This is a genomic window from Streptomyces sp. NBRC 110035 (assembly GCF_000829695.1).
In the GTDB taxonomy this organism is placed as follows: Bacteria; Actinomycetota; Actinomycetes; order Streptomycetales; family Streptomycetaceae; genus Streptomyces.
Window position 1 is genome coordinate 68,070 of sequence record NZ_BBNN01000037.1, and the last position, 18,224, is coordinate 86,293.

Below are 18,224 nucleotides of genomic sequence, written 5' to 3' on the forward strand. Positions count from 1 at the left end.
CGGTGTGGTCCGGCTCAGTCGTCGGAGAGTTCCACCGGAGCGATCTCGTCGTACACGTCACCGGGCCCGGGGTTGGCCGCGTCGGTTTCTCCGCCGAAGTGGTGCATGACGCCCCAGACGGCGTTGAGCGCGGTCTGGACGGCGCCCTCGGCCCAGCCGGCCGTCCAGGAGACGTCGTCGCCGGCGAGGAAGACGCCCCGCTTGTCCTCGGGCAGCCGGTCCTGCATGAAGTGCGTGAACAGGCGCCGCTGGTAGCGGTAGTGACCGGGCAGGTTGGCCTTGAACGCACCCATGAAGTAGGGCTCGTTCTCCCAGGAGACGGTGACCGGGTTGCCGATGACGTGCTTCCTGATGTCGACCTTCGGGTAGATCTCGCCCAGCGATTTCAGCATGACCTCCATCCGCTCGTTCGGTGACAGCGGCAGCCACTTCAGGCTGTCGTCGCACCAGGTGTAGGAGAGGCAGATGACGGCGGGCCGGTCCGGGCCGTCGTCCAGCAGGTAGGTGCCCCGGGTCATCCGGTCGGTCAGCGTCATCGACATGACGTCCCGCCCCGTCTCCTCGTCCTTGTCGAGCCAGAAGGGCCGGTCGACGGGTACGAAGAGCTTGCTGGACTCCATGTAGTGGGTGCGCTCGATGGCGGTCCAGTGGTCGATCGGGAAGAGCGCGTCGTCGCAGGCGATCTTGGACAGCAGCATCCAGGACTGGGCGGTGAAGACGGCCGCCCTGTAGGTGCGGACGTCTCCGTTCGCGTCGGTCACCGTGACGCGGTGGCCCGCGGTGCGGTGCAGCCGCGTCACCGCGGGGCGCGGTTCGCCGTCCACGTGCAGGGACTTCAGCGCGGTGCCGTACGGCCAGTGGACGAGCTTCTCCGGCTCGCGCTCCCACAGGCGCAGCGGCAGTTGCTGTGAGCCGCCGACGATGCCGCGGTGGTGGTCGTCGGCCTCGGTGTAGACCACGCGCAGGATCTCCAGGATGGAGTTGGGGAAGTCGGTGTCCCAGCCGCCGGTGCCGAAGCCGACCTGGCCGAAGATCTCGCGGTGCCGGAAGGACCTGAAGGCCTCGGAGTCGCAGAGGAAGCCGTAGAAGGTCTGGTTGTCGAGCTTCTCGACGAGCCGGGACCAGATCTCGCGGATGCGCGGGACGTCCCGCTCGCGCAGGGCGCGGTTCATGTCGGAGAAGTCGGCGCCCTCCTCCAGGCACCGGGCCCAGGCGTCGGCCACGTCCCGGTAGACCTGCGGAAGGTCGTCGAGGGTCCGGGCGTAGTGGGACTCGCCCTTGAGGTCGACGACGGTCGAAGGCGTCGACGCGGCGAGCGGGTTGGGGAACGGGCGGGTCTCGAGGCCCACCAGGTCGATGTAGTGCTGGAGCGCGGTGGAGGACGGCGGGAAGCGCATCGCGCCCATCTCCGCGGTGAGCGAGGGGTCGCAGCCGTCGAAGCCGACGGTGCGCAGCCGGCCGCCGATCCGGTCGGCCTCGTACACGACGGGCTTGAGGCCCATCTTCATCAGCTCGTAGGCGGTGACGACGCCGGACAGGCCGCCGCCGATCACCGCGACCTCGGTGCCGTGCTCCGTCGCGGGGATCTGGCCGAGGCCCGCGGGGTGGGCGAGGAAGTCGTCGTACGCGTAGGGGAAGTCCGGGCCGAACATGGTGATCGGCGGCTGCTGCTCGTCGGCGTGTTCGACGGCGTTGGGCACCGTGGACGTCATGGGGTACGGACTCCTTGCGCTGATGATGTCGAAGGCGGTGCGGGGAGAGAGGTGGTGCGGAGGGGGCGGGTTCAGCCGCGGGACCCGTACAGGGCGGGGCGGCGGTTCCGCAGGTACGGGTTGTGCTCGCGGGAGGCGGCGAGGAGCACGGGGTCCGCGTCGGCGAGGACCAGTTCCTCTCCGCGCCCGGCCCGGGTACGGGCGACCCCGTCGGGCCCGGCGAGGGTGGAGAGGCCCGCGAACTCCCACTCGCCCTCCCGGCCCACCCGGTTGACGTACGCGATGTACATCTGGTTCTCGAACGCCCGCACCGGCACGAGGGACTCGGCGACGAACTGGAACGGGTGCATCAGCGCGGTCGGCACCAGCAGGAGGTCGGTGCCCGCCAGGGCGTGGGCCCGCGCGTTCTCCGGGAACTCGATGTCGTAGCAGGTCAGCAGGCCGACGGTGAGGCCGTGCAGCTCGGCCTGGACGACCTGTCGGTCACCGGGGGCGAAGTGGTCCTGCTCGAAGGGGCCGAAGAGGTGGGTCTTGCGGTAGTTCGCAAGGCGGGTGCCGTCCGCGGAGACGAGCTGGGCGGAGTTGTGGACCGCGTCGCCCGCGCGTTCCGGGTAGCTGTAGGCGATGGCGAGCCCGTGCCGGGTGGCGGTCCGGGCGATCGCGGCGGCCGCGTCGCCGTCGGCGGGCTCGGCGAGCACCGCGATGTCCTCACCGATCGCGTAGCCGGTCAGGAACAGCTCCGGGGTGACGAGCAGCCCGGCACCGGCCGCGGCGGCACGACCCGCGGCCTCGTCGAGGACCTCGAGGTTCCCGACGACGGAACCGGGCCGTCCGGAGCTCTGGAGCAGGGCGGTACGCATGCGTGTGTTCCTCGTCGGTGCGCGGGAGGGCAGGGCAGGGGGCGGAAGGGCCGCTGGGAGGGATCGCCTAGACGGTACGTTCGGCCGGCTCGGCCGGACAAGCGGAAGCCGTTGCGCTCCGGTGAGCGGATCGTTGCGTCCCCGGCGGCCCCGGCGGCGATTCGTTGCACGTGCCGTCCGGGACCGCCCCGGCGAGGCGGGGCCGCGGAGCCGGACCCGCCTCGCCGAAGGACGACCGGCCGGGCGGGAAGGAGCCACGGGACCGGTACCGCCGTCCCGGAACACGTCCGGGGCGCCCGGTGCGCTCCCCTCTGCGCGCCTGCCTGCGCGCGACGGCCGATGCGGGCCGGCCGGTGCGGGCCGTGTCAGGCAGGGTCCTTCACTGCACGGGCCCCCTCGGCCTCCTTCCCCGCTCCGGTCCGCGTCACTGCCCGTGCTCCCGCCACCAGCACCGCCGCCGTCACCGGATACGACACCGCGAACACGGCGAAGGCCGTGCTGTGCGGGCTCTGAGAGGCGATCAGGGCGTAGCCGGCGAAGACGGCGACGGTGGTCAGCTCGGTGCCCAGGCCCGCGAGCGAGGTCAGGGTCGCCCGCCCGGTGTCCCCGATGCGCCGCTGGAGCCGCGCGTCGGCCAGCACGGTCGCCGCCTGGAGACCGCCGAAGGCGAGGGCGACCAGGATCAGCCCGGCGTGCGTACCGGCGAGCGAGCCGACGGCGAGGGCGAGTCCGGCGCCGGCGAGCAGGGCCGCGAGTCCGGTCGTGCCGAGGCGTTCGCCCTTCCCGGCCAGCAGGCTTCCGGCGGTGGCACCGGCCCAGATCAGCAGCAGGAGGTACGGGACGGTACGGTCCGCGACGCCGGTGTCCCGCACCAGCAGCGGCGTGTACTCGTCGAGGGCGCCCCACACCGCGCCGACGGCCGGCACGAGCAGCAGGGCGCCGCGCACCGAGCGGTCGGCCCGGGCCTCGGCGAGCCCGGCGCGCAGGGTGGCGGTCCAGCCCTGCCGGGCGGCCGCCGGGTGCCGGTGCTCCGGGAACCGGAGGGCGGTGGCCGCGGTCAGCAGGCACGCCAGAATGCTGGCGGCGCCGACGGCGGTGTGGCCTCCCCGTCCGAGCACCGGGCCGGCGAGTCCCATGGCCGCCATCACGGCCACCAGGCCTGCCGCGCGGGCGCGGCCCATGATCCGGGCGTAGCGGCCGGCCGCGTCGAGCCGGTCGAGTTCGTCGTGGACCAGGGCCTCCAGTGCCCCCGAGGCGAGTGCTCCGCCGGCGCCCCACAGGACGAAGCCGGCCGCGAAGGCGCCGTACGAGGGCAGCAGCACCCAGAGGGTGAAGCCGGCGGCGGAGAGCAGCGGGCCGAGCCACAGGAGCAGCCGGCGGGAGACGGCGTCGGCCCAGACGCCGGAGGGGACCTCCAGCAGCACGCCGGTGACCGACCAGAGGGCGAACAGGGAGGAGATCTGCCAGACGGTGAGGCCGGTGTCGCTGAACAGCAGCGCGTACACCGGGTAGAGCAGCACGAAGTCCTCGAGGAACGCGTAGCCGTACAGCGTGGTCGTCAGCCGTCGGACGCGGGGGTCGTGCGCACGCGTGGGCGTGGAAGTCATGAGGCCTTCCCGTAAGGACGGTTCGGACACCGGACGTGGAGGACGTACGGCATCCGGGGTGGCCCTCGGGAGGCGTTACCGGTGGATCAATGTCGCCAGGTCATGACCCGATGGTAGCCGGACCGGCGGTCAGGCGGGCGGTCCTGAGGAGAATCGTCGCAGCAGCGGGGACAGCACCAGCACGGACTTGGTGCGCTCGACGAAGGGCTCCCCCGCGATCCGTTCCAGGACCCGTTCGAAGTGCCGCATGTCGGCGGCGAAGACCTGGGCGACCGCGTCCGCCTCCCCGGTGACGGTGGAGGCGGACACGACCTCCTGGTAACGCTCCAGGCCACGCTGGATGGTCTCCGGGGAGGTGTTGCCGCGGCAGTGGATCTCGACGAACCCCTCGGTCTCCCAGCCGAGGGCGGCGGGATCCACCCGTACGGTGAAGCCGGTGATGGCGCCGGTGGCGCGCAGCCGGTCCACGCGCCGCTTGACGGCGGGCGCGGACAGGCCGACGAGCTTGCCGATGTCCGCGTAGGAGCGTCGGGCGTCCTCGGCGAGGGCGTGCACGATGCGTTCGTCGAGATCGTTCAGCACGGTGTGCGGTTCACTTCGCTTCTGGAGGACTTCTGGGCGCTTCCGGGAGGGGAGGGCCGCCCGGGGAGCCGGGCGGCCGACGACCGGGGCCCCGGTCAGGTCCAGCTGGCGTGCAGCGGCTTGCCCTCGGCGTATCCGGCGGCGCTCTGGATTCCGACGACGGCCTTCTCGGCGAACTCCTCCAGGGAACCCGCACCCGCGTAGGTGCAGGAGGAGCGGACGCCCGCGATGACCGAGTCGATCAGGTCCTCGACGCCGGGCTGGGCCAGGTCGAGGAACATGCGGGAGGTGGAGATGCCTTCCTCGAACAGTGCCTTGCGGGCCCGGTCGTACGCCGACTCCTCCGAGGTGCGGTTGCGTACGGCGCGCGCGGAGGCCATGCCGAAGGACTCCTTGTAGGGGCGGCCGTCCGCGTCGTGCTGGAGGTCGCCCGGGGACTCGAAGGTCCCGGCGAACCAGGAACCGATCATCACGTTGGACGCGCCGGCCGCGAGCGCCATGGCCACGTCGCGCGGGTGGCGGATGCCGCCGTCGGCCCACACGTGCTTGCCGTGCTTCCTGGCCTCCGCGGCGCACTCCAGGACCGCGGAGAACTGCGGCCGGCCGACGCCGGTCATCATGCGGGTGGTGCACATGGCGCCGGGGCCGACGCCGACCTTGACGATGTCGGCGCCGGCCTCGATCAGGTCGCGGACGCCGGCGGCGGAGACCACGTTGCCCGCGGCGACCGGGACCTGCGGGTCGAGGTCGCGGACCAGCTTGAGAGCGCTGATCATCGACTCCTGGTGCCCGTGCGCCGTGTCGATGACGAGCGTGTCGACGCCCGCGTCCAGCAGTTGCTGGGCCTTGCCCGCGACGTCGCCGTTGATGCCGACGGCCGCGGCGATGCGCAGCCGCCCCCGGTCGTCGGTGGCCGGCGTGTAGAGGGTGGCGCGCAGGGCCCCCTTGCGGGTGAGGATGCCGGCGAGGCGGCCGTCCTTGTCCACGGCGGGGGCGTAGCGCCGGTTGGCGCCGTCGAGGGTGTTGAAGGCCTCGCGCGGGTCCATGTCGGCGTCGACGAGCAGCAGGTCGCGGGACATGACCTCGCTGAGCTGCGTGAAGCGGTCCACACCGGTCAGGTCGGCGTCGGTGACCACACCGACCGGCCGGTGCCCGTCGTCGACGACGACGCCCGCGTTGTGCGCGCGCTTGGGCAGCAGGGCGAGCGCGTCGGCGACGGTCTGGTGCGGGGCCAGCACGATCGGGGTGTCGAGGACCAGGTGGCGGCTCTTGACCCAGGCGACGACCTCGGTGACGACCTCGATCGGGATGTCCTGCGGTATGACCACGAGCCCGCCGCGGCGGGCCACCGTCTCGGCCATGCGGCGGCCGGCGATGGCCGTCATGTTGGCGACGACGAGCGGGATGGTGGTGCCCGTACCGTCCGGGGAGCCGAGGTCCACGTCCTGACGCGAGCCGACGGCGGAACGGTTCGGCACCATGAAGACGTCGTCGTACGTCAGGTCGTACGCGGGCTGGATGTCGTTGAGGAAACGCACGTGCTGCACATCCCAGTCGATCAGAGGTGGCCCCCGGACAGGTCAGCCCGGGGGAAGAGCACGTACTTCATTGTCCCATGAGGACCGGATCGCCCGTGCCGGTGCGATCGCCCGGACGGCTCGGCGCCCGGCTCGGAGGTTCCTCCGAACCGGGCGCCACGGCGGGGTCCGCCGCACCGTCCCGGCGCACACCTCCCGCCCGGTCTCTCCCCGGGGCGTGTTCCCGCCGGGGCAGCAGCTCCTTCGAAGCTGCCGAAAACGGAGCCGTCCTGGTCGTACGGGAAGGGGCCGCCCGTGCCGGGGGGATCCGGCGTGCGCCGCGATCCGGCGTGTGCCGCGCCTCCCTGGGAGGGCCGGGCTCCCGAACGGCGGCCGTACCGTCGGCCCGGGCGGGGCCGCGTCGTCCGCGCCGGCGGGCGGGCAGCCCGCGAGGAGCGGACCGCCGGCAGCACGGGCGGGCAGGCCGGAGGACGGGGGAGGAACCGCAGCACCGTACGGCGGTGCCGCCACGCCCGCCCTCGTCCCCCGCTCGGTCAGGAACCGTCCGGGTCCGACCGGTTGAGGGCGGACCTGGGCGCGGGTCCCGCCGCCATCAGGTAGTCGGCGGCGGAGGTGTCCGTCACCAGGCTGGTGACCAGGCCGGAGCGCAGCACCGCGTCGATCGCGGGGCCCTTGCGCTGCCCGCCGGCGATCGCGACGACCTCGGGGACCTTGCGGAGCTGGTGGGTCTTGACCGTGATGCACCGCTCCCCGAGGTCCCGGCCGACCCGGCGCCCGTCGGCGTCGAAGAGGTGCGCGGACATCTCGGCGGCGACGCCCAGGGAGGCGTAGTGCTCCCGTTCCTCGTCCGAGAGCATGTCGTGCACCGTCGAGATGCCCGGCTCCCAGGAGCCGATGGAGACGCAGGCGACCGTCACCTTGTCGAAGTACTCGAAGGCCCGTGCGATACCGGTCTGGTGGCGCAGCGCCTCGGCGGTCGCCGCGTCCGGGAGCAGCATCGGCGCGTAGATGGGGTGGGCGTCTCCGCCCGACACCTGCGCGGCCCGCCGTACGGCCTCCACCGAACCGCGCTCGGCGGTCCCGGCGTCGTACACGCCCGTCAGCTGCACGACCGTGCAGGGCGCCAGCCTGTCCAGGGCCGCCGCCATGTGGATGGTGGACCGGCCCCAGGCCAGGCCCAGGACGTCTCCTTCGTCGACCAGTTCGCCGAGCAGGTCGGCGGCCACCTCTCCCAGGTTCTCGGGGTCGGGTGTCTCCGCGGCCTCGGCCGGGGACTCCACCACGACGGCGTGCCTGAGGCCGTAGCGGGCGCGCAGCGCGTCGGAGCGCTCCGCGTCCAGCTCGGCCGGCACGCGGATCTCGATGCGTACGAGATCCCGTTCGAGGGCGGTCTCCAGGACCCGGGCCACCTTGAAGCGGCTGACGCCGAACTCCTCGGCGATCTGGATCTTGGACTTGCCCTCTAGGTAGAAGCGGCGGGCCATGGCCGCCGCCTGCACCAGCTCAGCGGGTCCCATCCGCATGGCTGAACGGCCCGCCGCCGACATACCCGGCACGGCGATCTCCTCACTGCTGTTCACATTCTGGATTCGCCGTTCATCCTTGCAGATCCGGCGCGGTCGATCAGCCCTGCTGGGGAGCCGTTCACGTTCTCGTGGTTCAGTGGTCGCACGCCCAGGATGCCTTGCCCGTGGCGGTCTCGGCCTGCGTGCGCAAGGCACGTACCGCCTCGGCCGGGTCCTGTGCCCCGTACACGGCGGATCCCGCGACGAAGACATCGGCCCCGGCGTCGGCGCACTGCTCGATGGTGGACGCCGAAACGCCGCCGTCGACCTGGAGCCAGAGGTCCAGACCGTGTTTGCTGATCAACTCGCGGGTGCGGCGAATCTTCGGAAGCATGATGTCGAGGAAGGCCTGGCCTCCGAAACCCGGCTCGACCGTCATGACCAGCAGCATGTCGAGCTCGGGAAGCAGGTCCTCGTACGGTTCGATCGGCGTCGCGGGCCGCAGGGCCATGGAGGCCCTGGCCCCCTTGGCCCTGATCTCCCGGGCCAGCCGCACGGGCGCCGCAGCCGCCTCGACGTGGAAGGTGACGGAGCCGGCCCCCGCCTCGACGTACTGGGGCGCCCAGCGATCTGGGGCCTCGATCATCAGGTGGCAGTCCAGCGGAGTGTCCGTGGCGCGGGCGAGCGACTCCACGACCGGCACACCGAGCGTAAGGTTCGGGACGAAATGGTTGTCCATGACGTCGACGTGGAGCCAGTCGGCTCCCGCGACCGCCTGCGCCTCGTCCGCGAGGCGGGCGAAGTCGGCGGAGAGAATACTGGGGTTGATCTGCGCGGCCATGCACCAAGCCTGCCATGCCCCGCGGCGGTCGGTGCCACCGGCCGGGGACGGGTGCGGGCGTACCGGTCCTCCGTGTCCCGGGCCGGCCGGCTCCGGAGGCGGCCGTGAGCGCGACCCGCGGCACACCCGCGGCACGTGGAGCGCCCCGGCCGCCTCCCGCGCGCGGCAAGCGCGGCATCGGGCATCTGGTCTGCGGGCGCCGCGCCAAGTGGCTGGTCCTGGCGCTGTGGCTGGTGGTGCTGTTCGTGGCGGCGCCCTTCGCGCAGAAGCTGACCGACGCCCAGGACAACGACGCGGCGTCCTGGCTGCCGGGATCCGCGGAGTCCACCCGGGTCCTGGAGATCTCCGAGGACTTCAGACCCGAACAGATCCCCGCGATCGTGGTCTACGCGCGCGAGCGGTCTGACGGCCGCAGACCGGGAGCGGATCGCCGAGGACGCGGCGCAGCTGAGGCAGCTGTCCGACCACGGCATCCGGGGCGCCGAGACCCGGGGCCCGGCCTACGACCGCGAGACCGGTCCGCGGGCGGCGCAGATCCTGGTACCGGTCACGATGGACGAGCAGGGCTGGCAGCGGATCGTGCCCGCCGTCGACTCGGTACGGGACGAGGTCGGCGGGAACGAGGACGGGCTCGCCGTGCACATCACGGGGCCGGGCGGCACCTCGGCGGACTTCGTCGAGGCGTTCGAGGGCATCGACTCGACGCTGCTGTTCGCCGCGATGGGCGTGGTCGTCGTGATGCTGCTGCTCACCTATCGCAGCCCCACGCTCCTGCTGGTCCCGCTGCTGTCGGTGATCTGTGCCCTGTTCACCGCGCAGGCCCTGATCCATCTGCTGGCCGAGCACACCGGTCTGACGGTGAACGGACAGAGCGCCGGCATTCTCACCGTGCTGGTCTTCGGCGCGGGCACCGACTACGCGCTGCTGCTGGTCGCCCGCTACCGCGAGGAGCTGCGCCGGCACGAGGACCGGCACGAGGCGATGGTACGGGCCCTGCACCGCGCGGGCCCCGCGGTGCTGGCCTCGGGCGCGACCGTCGTACTGAGCATGCTGGTGCTGCTGACCGCGGAGATGAATTCCACCAGCGGCCTCGGCCCGGTCGCCGCGATCGGTGTCGCGGTGGCCCTGCTGGCCATGCTGAGCCTGTTCCCGGCGCTGCTGGTCGTCTTCGGCAGGTGGATCTTCTGGCCGGTGGTCCCGCACCACGGCGCGCCCGACCCGACGGAGCGCGGTGTGTGGGCGCGCACGGGTCACCGGATCGCGCGCCGTCCTCGCATGGTCTGGGGCGTGACGGCGGCGGTGCTGGCGGTCTGCTCGCTCGGTCTGGTCCAGCTGCGCGCCGAGGGCATCGGCAACGCGGACGCGTTCACCGGGAAGCCCGACTCGATCGTGGGGCAGGAGGTCTCCGCACGCCACTTCCCCGCGGGCAGTGGTGATCCGCTGGTCGTCGTCGGCGACCGGGCGCGGGCTGACGAGCTGCGCCGCGCGGTCGCCTCGTCGGAGGGTGTGGTGCCCGGGTCCTTGGGCGTGCCGCCGGGCAGCAGGGCCTACGTCGGGGACACCGTGCGGTTCGAGGCGACCATGACCGCCCCGGCGGACAGCGAGGCGGCGAAGCAGACCGTGGAGCGGGTCCGGGACGCCGTGCACGCGGTGCCGGACGCGGACGGCCGGGTGGGCGGCGGAACGGCGGCGCTGCTGGACATGGACCGGGCGACCACGCACGACAATCTGCTGATCATCCCGCTGGTGCTGCTGGTCGTCCTGCTGATCCTGTGCGTCCTGCTCCGCGCCCTGACCGCCCCGCTGCTGCTCGTCGGGACGGTGATCCTGTCGTTCGCCGCGGCGCTCGGCCTCAGCGCCCTGGCCTTCCGGTACGTGTTCGACTACGCGGGCGAGCCGACGGACTTCCCGCTGTTCGTCTTCGTCTTCCTGGTGGCCCTGGGCATCGACTACAACATCTTCCTGACCACCCGGATCCGTGAGGAGGCGCGCCTGCGCGGCACCCGGCGGGGCGTGGTCACCGGGCTCGCCACCACGGGCACCGTCATCACCTCGGCGGGCCTGGTGCTGGCGGGCACCTTCGCCGCGCTCGGCACGCTGCCCATGGTCGCGTTCGCCGAGATCGGCTTCGCGGTCGCCCTCGGCGTGCTGCTCGACACCTTCGTCGTGCGGTCGGTGCTGGTCACGTCCCTGTTCCTGGACGTGGGCCCCGCCGTGTGGTGGCCGCACCGGCTGGCCCGCGAGGACGGTGCCGGCGCGGCGCGCGAGCCGGCGGAGGGGAGCGTCAGCCGGTCCGCCGGATGAGTGCCAGGTACATGGCGTCGGTCCCGTGCACATGCGGCCACAGCTGGACGTCGGGGCCCTCCCCCAGCTCCGGGACGCCGGGCAGCAGCGGCCGGGCGTCGAGGAGTTCGACGTCCGGGAACTGCTTGAGGAGGTCGGCGACCACGGCCCGGGTCTCGGCCAGGTGGGGCGAGCAGGTGGCGTAGCCGACGACGCCGCCGACCCGTACGGACTCCAGGGCGGTGCGCAGCAGCCCGCGCTGCAGCGGGGCGAAGCCCTCCAGGTCGCCGGGCCGGCGCCGCCAGCGCGCCTCGGGGCGCCGGCGCAGGGCGCCGAGGCCGGTGCACGGCACGTCGACCAGGACCCGGTCGAAGGTGCCGGCCCGCCACGGCGGCCGGGTCCCGTCGGCGGCGACGACCTGGTACGGCCCGGGGTTCCCGGCCAGCACCTTCGCGACCAGTTTGGCCCGGTGCGGCTGCTTCTCGGAGGCCAGCAGGGCGGCACCGCGCTCGGCCGCGAGCGCGGCGAGCAGCGCGGCCTTGCCGCCGGGGCCCGCGCAGCCGTCCAGCCACAGCCGGTCGGGCCCGTCCAGCGGGGCGTTGGCCAGGGCGAGCGCCACGAGCTGGCTGCCCTCGTCCTGCACGCCGGCCCTGCCGTCCGCCACGGCCGGGATCACGCCCGGCTCGCCGCCCTCGCTCAGCCGCACCGCGTACGGCGACCAGCGGCCCGGCAGGGCGGCCTCCTCGTCGAGCAGTTCCCCGGTGGTGGCCCGGCCGGGACGGGCGACGAGTGTGACCTCGGGCCGCTCGTTGTCGGCCCGCAGCAGTTCCTCGATGCCGGCGCGGCCGCCACCGAGGGAGTCCCACAGCGCGGAGACGACCCAGCGCGGGTGCGAGTGCACCACCGCGAGATGGTCCTCGGGGTCCTCGTCGTACGGCGGCGCGACCCGCTCGAGCCAGCCGTCGAGGTCGTGCTGCGCGACCTTGCGCAGGACGGCGTTGACGAACTTGGCCCGCCCGTCGCCGAGCACCACGCGCGCGAGCTCGACGGAGGCGGACACGGCGGCATGGGTGGGGATCCGGGTCCCGAGCAGCTGGTGCGCGCCGAGGCCGAGCACGTCGAGGACGGGCGGGTCCACCTCGCGCAGCGGCCGGTCGACGCAGGCGGCGACGACCGCGTCGTACGTCCCCTGCCGGCGCAGCGTGCCGTACACCAGCTCGGTGGCGAGCGCCGCGTCCCGTGCGTCGAAGTCACCGCCCTCGCGCGCCGTGCGCAGCAGGGGCGGCAGGACGAGGTTGGCGTAGGCGTCCCGCTCGTCCACGGCCCGCAGGGCCTCGAAGGCGAGGAGGCGGACGGGGTCCTTCTCGGGCCGGCGGTAGGGCTTGCCGGGCTTGCGGGGACGACGGGGCTGGTCACTCACGAAAAAGGTGCTCCGGGTGTGGGATGAAGTGCGCGGTCCAGCGTACGTCGTCAAGGCGGTGCACGGTCGCGTGACGCCGGGTGCCGGGCCTGGGTGCGGCAGCGTCGGCGTCAGCCGCCCAGGGTGTCCTCGGCCCCGATCCGTACCCCGCGGGCCCAGTCGGCCGCGCGCATCGGTTTCTTGCCCTGGGGTTGCACCCACAGCAGTTCCACGGCGTGCGAGCCGGTGCCGACGTACACGTTGTTCTTGCCCGCGGAAAGCCGTCCGGGGGCGAGATCCGTACGGTCGGGGGTGGGCGTGACCTGGACGAGCTTGAGCCGCTCGCCCCGGAAAGTGGTCCAGGCGCCGGGCGCGGGCGTGCAGCCGCGCACGAGGCGGTCGACGCGCAGGGCCGGGGCACTCCAGTCGACGCGGGCGTTCTCCACGGAGACCTTCGGGGCGAGGGTGATGCCGTCGGCGGGCTGCGGTACGGCCTTCAGGGTGCCGTCCTCGATGCCGTCCATGGTCGCGGCGAGCAGCCCGGCGCCGGCGAAGGCGAGCCGCGTGAGCAGGTCGCCGCTGGTGTCCGTGGGGCGGATCTCCTCGGTGACGGCGCCGTAGACCGGACCCGAGTCGAGCCCTTCCTCGATGAGGAAGGTGGACGCGCCGGTGATCTCGTCGCCCGCCATGACGGCGTGCTGCACGGGCGCCGCCCCGCGCCAGGCGGGCAGCAGCGAGAAGTGGAGGTTGACCCAGCCCCGGTCCGGGATGTCGAGGGCGGCCCGGGGCAGCAGGGCACCGTAGGCGACGACGGGACAGCAGTCGGGGGCGATCTCGCGCAGCCGCTCGAGGAACTCCGGGTCCCGCGGCTTCACGGGCCTGAGCACCTCGATCCCGGCCTCCTGCGCCCGCTCGGCGACCGGGGAGGCGACCAGCCTGCGGCCCCGCCCGGCGGGTGCGTCGGGCCGGGTGACGACGGCGGCCACCTCGTGCCGCTCCGAGGCGAGAAGAGCGTCCAGAGCGGGAACGGCGACCTCGGGGGTACCGGCGAAGACGAGCTTCATGGGGTGGTTCGGGCCTCTCGGGCGGGGACGTTGCGGGCAGCGCACCAGTCTATGGGGCCGGACGGCTGGGGGTGTACGGGCGGCGTGCAGGTGGCACCCGGGCGACGGTGCGGTACGGGGGAGCGAGCCGGGGACGCGCTCCGGGCGGGAGGCCGGACGGGGACCGGACGGGAGGCCGGACGGGAGGCCGGGCGCATGGTCGTCCTTCGGGGGCGTGTGCGGGATCCACCGCGCCCCCACCCCGTGACCCACTGAGCGAATCCGCGTTGGTCAAGAAAGAGTTGACCACACCGGGCCGCTCCGACGCGGCCCGTTCCTTTCAACGCCGGTTCGAGAGGCTTGTTCATGGCCGACCACGCAACCCACGACGCCCAGGCTCGCGCCAGCCTGCACTTGCTGGTGCGGGACATCGAGCGGGTCCGCCGGCAGGTGGACGCACTGCGCACGCTCACCGCCCAGCTCGGCAACGTCTACCGCCCGCGCCGCTCCGGCCCCTCCACGGGCTTCGTCGTCTACGGACGCGCCCCCGCCCCGACGGTCCGTCTCGCCCAGGAACTGCGGGACAGCGTCGAGACACTGGTCACCGCGGCCGTGGACTTCGACCGCTCGCTGGGCTTCTCGTGGGACGCGGTGGGCTCCGCACTCGGCGTCACCAAGCAGGCGGTCCACCGTCGTTACGGCGCCCGCCGTACCGCCGCCGCCCAGAGCCAGGCCACGGAGCCGGAGCACACCGCCGAGCCGTCGGGAACGCGCACGGTCAACGTGGGCGCCGAGGTCTCCAGCACACCCGCGGTCCCCGCCGCCCGTGCCATGCCGACGCAGCCGACGGCGGGCGTTTCGTCCCTCCGCGACGACCCGCGCCCCACGGTCTTCCCCGGTCCCACCGCCTTCCCGGGCCCGCGCAACGGCTGACCGCGCTGCCCGCCCCCGGCCCTCCCCGGCCCGACCACCGCCCGGGAGGGCCGGACCCCACAACCGGCCTGCCCTGCCGCAGCCGTGCCAGGCAGGCCGAAACCGGCGCGGGCGCGCGCCGCACGGCCCGCGGGTCGGCCCGCCGACCGGGCAAACCGCCTGAACGACCGGTGCCGCACACGTGGCGGGCAACGGCGAGCCCCACGTCGGCACGTGCGCCTCCCCGAGGCTCGATCCGTATGCGGCACCGGCGAGGAGCTCCCTGCTCGCCCACTCCTCCGTCCCCGACCACCGCTCCGCGTCGCCCGGCCCGTGGTTCTCAGCCGATGTCGGGCGGGTCGATCCGTACCCACACCGGTTCGTCGCCGCCGCGGGCCGTACGGGCCGCCTGGGCGGACTTCAGGACGGCGGTCAGGGCGGCCCCCCTGCCCGGGGGTACGCGGATCAGGGCCCGCTCCCAGTGGGCCCCGGGCGGCGGGCCGCCGGGGCGCCGCGGGCGGCCGGCCGGGGTGACGGGCAGCGGGACGGGCCCCAGTACCTCAGCCTCCCCGGGGAGTTCGGCCGCGTGCAGGAACCCGGCGACGGCCTCCGCGGGCCCCGACACGGCCGCCATCCGGGACACCGGCGGAAATCCCAGTTCGGTCCGCTCCCCCAGCTCCCGTACCGCGTGACCGACGGGGTCCCACCGCACCAGCGCCTGCACGGGCCTCAGGGTCGGCTCGGCGACCACCACGACCGTGCCGCCCTCCGCCTGCGGACGTACCAGCGCCGCCGCGGCGATCCAGCGGCGCAGCGCGTCCTCCCCGGCCCGCAGGTCGGGCCTGCTCAGCATGGCCCAGCCGTCCAGCAGCAGCCCCGCCGCGTACCCGCCCTCGGCGACCGGCTCGGCCCCCGGCGTGCTCACCACCAGCGCGGGTGCCTCGGGAACCGTGTCCAGCACGTGCTCGCGCCCGGAGGTGCGCACCGGTACGGCGGGAAAGGCCCGGCCCAGCTCCTCGGCGGTCCGGCGCGCTCCCACCACCTGGGCCCGCAGCCGGAACCCGCCGCACTCCGGGCAGTGCCAGCCGCTCTCCTCACGCCCGCACCAGCCGCACCGCAGATCGTCGGCTCCGGGTGCCTCCATCGGCCCCGAACAGTGCCGGCACCGCGCCGGGGTGCGGCAGTTGGCGCACGCCATCCGCGGGACGTAGCCGCGCCGGGGCACCTGCACGAGCACCGGACCGTGCCGCAGCCCCTCCCTGACGGCCTGCCAGGCGAGCGACGGCAGCCGGGCGGCGCGGGCGGCCTCGTCCCGCGCGAGATCCCCGTCCCCGACGGTCCGCACCAGCGGGACGGCGGCCCGTACCCGGTCCCTGCCGGCGACCAGGGGCCCGGCCCAGCCCGTCTCCACCAGCTGGGCGGCCTCCACCGTGCAGCTCCAGCTTCCCAGCAGGAAAGCGCACTTGTCCTGTGCCGCCCGCAGCAGCAGCACCTCGCGCGCGTGGGGCTGCGGGGCGTGCTGTTCGCTGTGGCTGTCGTCGCCGTCGTCCCAGAGCGCGACCAGCCCGAGGTCCTGGACGGGCGCGAACATCGCCGCCCGGGTGCCGATCACGGCGCGCACGGAGCCGCGGCGCACGGCCAGCCACTGCGCGTACCGCTTCTCGGGCCCGGCGTCGGCGGTCAGCACCGCGTGCCGTCCCTTGCCCAGGAGTTCGGTGAGCGCGGCGTCGACACGGGCGACGGTCCGTCCGTCCGGCAGGACGACGAGGGCACCGCGGCCGGAGGCCAGGGTCGCAACGACCGCGCGGGCCAGTTCCTCGCTCCAGAGCGGTCCGGGCAGCGCGTTCCACACGGCACGCGGAGCGCGGCCGGCGGACAGCTCCCGGAGGAAGCCGGGCCCCTGCCCGTAGCGGGCCCAGGAGCCCGGCTCGGGTGCCGGCGGCGGTGGCGCCGGCTCGGGCGAGGGGCGCCGCTCGGCGCGGGCGCTGCGCGGCGGCACGGCGAGCTGGAGCACGTCGGCGAGGCTGCCCGCGTACCGGTCGGCGACCGCGCGGGCCAGCGCCAGCAGTTCCTCGCTCAGGACCGGCTCGGGCGACACCACCTGGGCGAGGGCGGCCAGCGGCCCCGTGTAGTCGGACTCGGCGAGCCGCTCGACCAGGAACCCGCCGATGAGCCCGCCGCCCTCGCGGCGTCCCCCGCGCACCCGGCGCCGGCCGGCCCCGAAGCGCACCCGCACCCGGACGCCCGGCTGCGCCTCGGCGTCGAGTTCCTCGGGCACGGCGTAGTCGAAGTACCGGTCGAGGTGCAGGACGCCCTTGTCGACGAGGACGCGCGCCACCGGCAGATGTCCGGCGAGCGCGGCTCCCCGCCAGGTCCGCGGCTTGGCCCGGGGTGTGCCGGCCTTGCGCACGGTCTCCCGGATGAGGGCGAGTTGCTCGGGCGGCGCGCCCCGCGCACCGCCGTCCGCCTCTTTGCTCCCGCCGTTCTCGCTGCTCACGCCTGCATTCTTACCAAACGGCACTGACACACGACGGCCGCTGCCGCCCTGGGCGGTACGCCCGCACACGCCGGCGGTGCCCCGCACACGCCGAGGCCCGGAGCCCCCGAAGGGGCGCCGGGCCTCGGTGGAAGGGCCGGGGCGCGGACTACAGCCCCGCCGCCTTGCGCAGCGCGTCCACGCGGTTGGTGCGCTCCCAGGTGAAGTCGGGCAGCTCACGGCCGAAGTGGCCGTAGGCGGCGGTCTGGGAGTAGATCGGCCGGAGCAGGTCCAGGTCACGGATGATGGCGGCCGGACGGAGGTCGAACACCTCGTCGATCGCCCGCTCGATCAGCTCGGTGTCGACCTTGGCCGTGCCGAAGGTCTCCACGAACAGACCGACCGGCTCGGCCTTGCCGATGGCATACGCCACCTGGACCTCGCAGCGGGCGGCCAGGCCGGCCGCGACCACGTTCTTGGCGACCCAGCGCATCGCGTACGCCGCCGAGCGGTCCACCTTGGAGGGGTCCTTGCCCGAGAAGGCGCCGCCGCCGTGCCGGGCCATGCCGCCGTACGTGTCGATGATGATCTTGCGACCGGTGAGGCCGGCGTCGCCCATCGGGCCGCCGATCTCGAAGCGGCCGGTGGGGTTGACCAGCAGACGGTAGTTCTCGGTGTCCAGCTTGATGCCCTCGTCCAGCAGCGCCTTCAGCTCCGGCTCCACGACGAACTCGCGGATGTCGGGGGCGAGCAGTGACTCGAGGTCGATGTCGGAGGCATGCTGCGAGGAGACCACGACGGTGTCGAGACGGACCGCCTTGTCGCCGTCGTACTCGATGGTGACCTGGGTCTTTCCGTCCGGGCGCAGGTAGGGGATGGTGCCGTTCTTGCGCACGTCGGACAGACGCTTGGACAGGCGGTGCGCGAGGAAGACCGGGAGCGGCATCAACGTCGGTGTCTCGTCCGACGCGTAACCGAACATCAGTCCCTGGTCACCGGCGCCCTGGCGGTCCAGTTCGTCCTCGTCGCCCTCGACCCGGTTCTCGTACGCGGCGTCGACGCCCTGGGCGATGTCCGGGGACTGGGCGCCGATGGACACCGACACGCCGCAGGAGGCGCCGTCGAAGCCCTTCTTCGAGGAGTCGTAGCCGATTTCCAGGATCTTGTCCCGCACCAGCTGCGGGATCGGTGCGTAGGCCTTGGTCGTGACCTCGCCGGCCACGTGCACCAGGCCGGTGGTGATCAGCGTCTCGACGGCGACGCGGGAGTTCGGGTCCTCGCGGAGCAACGCGTCGAGGATGGTGTCGCTGATCTGGTCAGCGATCTTGTCGGGGTGACCTTCGGTCACGGACTCCGAGGTGAAGAGACGACGGGACACAACGCTCCCTGGGGTTGCAGCGGCTGCTGGCTGATCATTGGCGGACGGCAGGGGCTGCACCGCACACCGTCCGTGAAACAGTTTATCG

12 protein-coding genes and 1 pseudogene are annotated in these 18,224 nt (G+C 73.6%); 2 read left to right on the plus strand and 11 right to left on the minus strand.

The window, feature by feature from the left end; translation table 11 throughout:
- Positions 1-14 precede the first annotated feature (14 nt).
- The 7 genes from TU30_RS25360 to rpe form a co-directional block, all read right to left on the minus strand.
- Positions 15-1,712, minus strand: coding sequence for an NAD(P)/FAD-dependent oxidoreductase (locus TU30_RS25360; RefSeq protein ID WP_042174022.1), 1,698 nt, complete (start codon positions 1,710-1,712; stop codon positions 15-17).
- A 71-nt stretch (positions 1,713-1,783) separates the two neighbouring features.
- A complete protein-coding gene (locus TU30_RS25365; protein WP_042174024.1) occupies positions 1,784-2,572 on the minus strand; it encodes a carbon-nitrogen hydrolase family protein in 789 nt (262 codons plus the stop codon).
- A 365-nt stretch (positions 2,573-2,937) separates the two neighbouring features.
- Positions 2,938-4,179 (minus strand): MFS transporter, encoded by a 1,242-nt coding sequence (locus TU30_RS25370; protein ID WP_042174026.1) that lies wholly within the window; start codon positions 4,177-4,179, stop codon positions 2,938-2,940.
- A gap of 129 nt (positions 4,180-4,308) precedes the next feature.
- On the minus strand, positions 4,309-4,761 hold the full coding sequence (locus TU30_RS25375; protein WP_042174027.1) for an Lrp/AsnC family transcriptional regulator: 453 nt from the start codon (positions 4,759-4,761) through the stop codon (positions 4,309-4,311).
- Positions 4,762-4,856: 95 nt separating this feature from the next.
- Complete coding sequence (locus TU30_RS25380) at positions 4,857-6,299, minus strand: GuaB1 family IMP dehydrogenase-related protein (protein ID WP_042174165.1); 1,443 nt, start codon at positions 6,297-6,299, stop codon at positions 4,857-4,859.
- Positions 6,300-6,832: 533 nt separating this feature from the next.
- Complete coding sequence (locus TU30_RS25385; RefSeq protein ID WP_042174029.1) at positions 6,833-7,879, minus strand: sugar-binding transcriptional regulator; 1,047 nt, start codon at positions 7,877-7,879, stop codon at positions 6,833-6,835.
- Positions 7,880-7,958: 79 nt separating this feature from the next.
- Positions 7,959-8,645: a ribulose-phosphate 3-epimerase gene (gene rpe / locus TU30_RS25390; protein WP_042174031.1), complete on the minus strand. Its 687-nt coding sequence runs from the start codon at positions 8,643-8,645 to the stop codon at positions 7,959-7,961.
- 176 nt (positions 8,646-8,821) lie between these two features.
- Here rpe and TU30_RS25395 point away from each other — a divergent pair.
- A pseudogene (locus TU30_RS25395) lies at positions 8,822-10,949 on the plus strand (MMPL family transporter).
- Here the strand turns inward: TU30_RS25395 and TU30_RS25400 are convergent.
- Entirely contained in the window at positions 10,930-12,348 is a 1,419-nt protein-coding gene (locus TU30_RS25400; RefSeq protein WP_042174033.1) for an RsmB/NOP family class I SAM-dependent RNA methyltransferase, read from the minus strand. The pseudogene TU30_RS25395 and the gene TU30_RS25400 sit on opposite strands and share 20 nt — an antisense overlap.
- A 110-nt stretch (positions 12,349-12,458) precedes the next feature.
- On the minus strand, positions 12,459-13,391 hold the full coding sequence (fmt, locus tag TU30_RS25405; RefSeq protein ID WP_042174035.1) for a methionyl-tRNA formyltransferase: 933 nt from the start codon (positions 13,389-13,391) through the stop codon (positions 12,459-12,461).
- 345 nt (positions 13,392-13,736) lie between these two features.
- Between fmt and TU30_RS25410 the strand changes: the two genes are divergently transcribed.
- Entirely contained in the window at positions 13,737-14,303 is a 567-nt protein-coding gene (locus tag TU30_RS25410) for a hypothetical protein (RefSeq protein ID WP_042174166.1), read from the plus strand.
- A gap of 319 nt (positions 14,304-14,622) precedes the next feature.
- Here TU30_RS25410 and TU30_RS25415 read toward each other — a convergent pair whose 3' ends face one another.
- On the minus strand, positions 14,623-16,779 hold the full coding sequence (locus TU30_RS25415) for a primosomal protein N' (RefSeq protein ID WP_042174037.1): 2,157 nt from the start codon (positions 16,777-16,779) through the stop codon (positions 14,623-14,625).
- A gap of 148 nt (positions 16,780-16,927) precedes the next feature.
- Entirely contained in the window at positions 16,928-18,136 is a 1,209-nt protein-coding gene (metK, locus tag TU30_RS25420) for a methionine adenosyltransferase (protein WP_042174039.1), read from the minus strand.
- Positions 18,137-18,224 lie beyond the last annotated feature (88 nt).

What these genes read in the sequence shown, in the direction of transcription:
- rpe (WP_042174031.1), bottom strand. Translation starts at nt 8,645, where the DNA reads ATGGCCGCGCAGATCAACCCCAGTATTCTCTCCGCCGACTTCGCCCGC.
- TU30_RS25410 (WP_042174166.1), top strand. Translation starts at nt 13,737, where the DNA reads ATGGCCGACCACGCAACCCACGACGCCCAGGCTCGCGCCAGCCTGCAC.
- TU30_RS25360 (WP_042174022.1), bottom strand. Translation starts at nt 1,712, where the DNA reads ATGACGTCCACGGTGCCCAACGCCGTCGAACACGCCGACGAGCAGCAG.
- fmt (WP_042174035.1), bottom strand. Translation starts at nt 13,391, where the DNA reads ATGAAGCTCGTCTTCGCCGGTACCCCCGAGGTCGCCGTTCCCGCTCTG.
- TU30_RS25370 (WP_042174026.1), bottom strand. Translation starts at nt 4,179, where the DNA reads ATGACTTCCACGCCCACGCGTGCGCACGACCCCCGCGTCCGACGGCTG.
- TU30_RS25365 (WP_042174024.1), bottom strand. Translation starts at nt 2,572, where the DNA reads ATGCGTACCGCCCTGCTCCAGAGCTCCGGACGGCCCGGTTCCGTCGTC.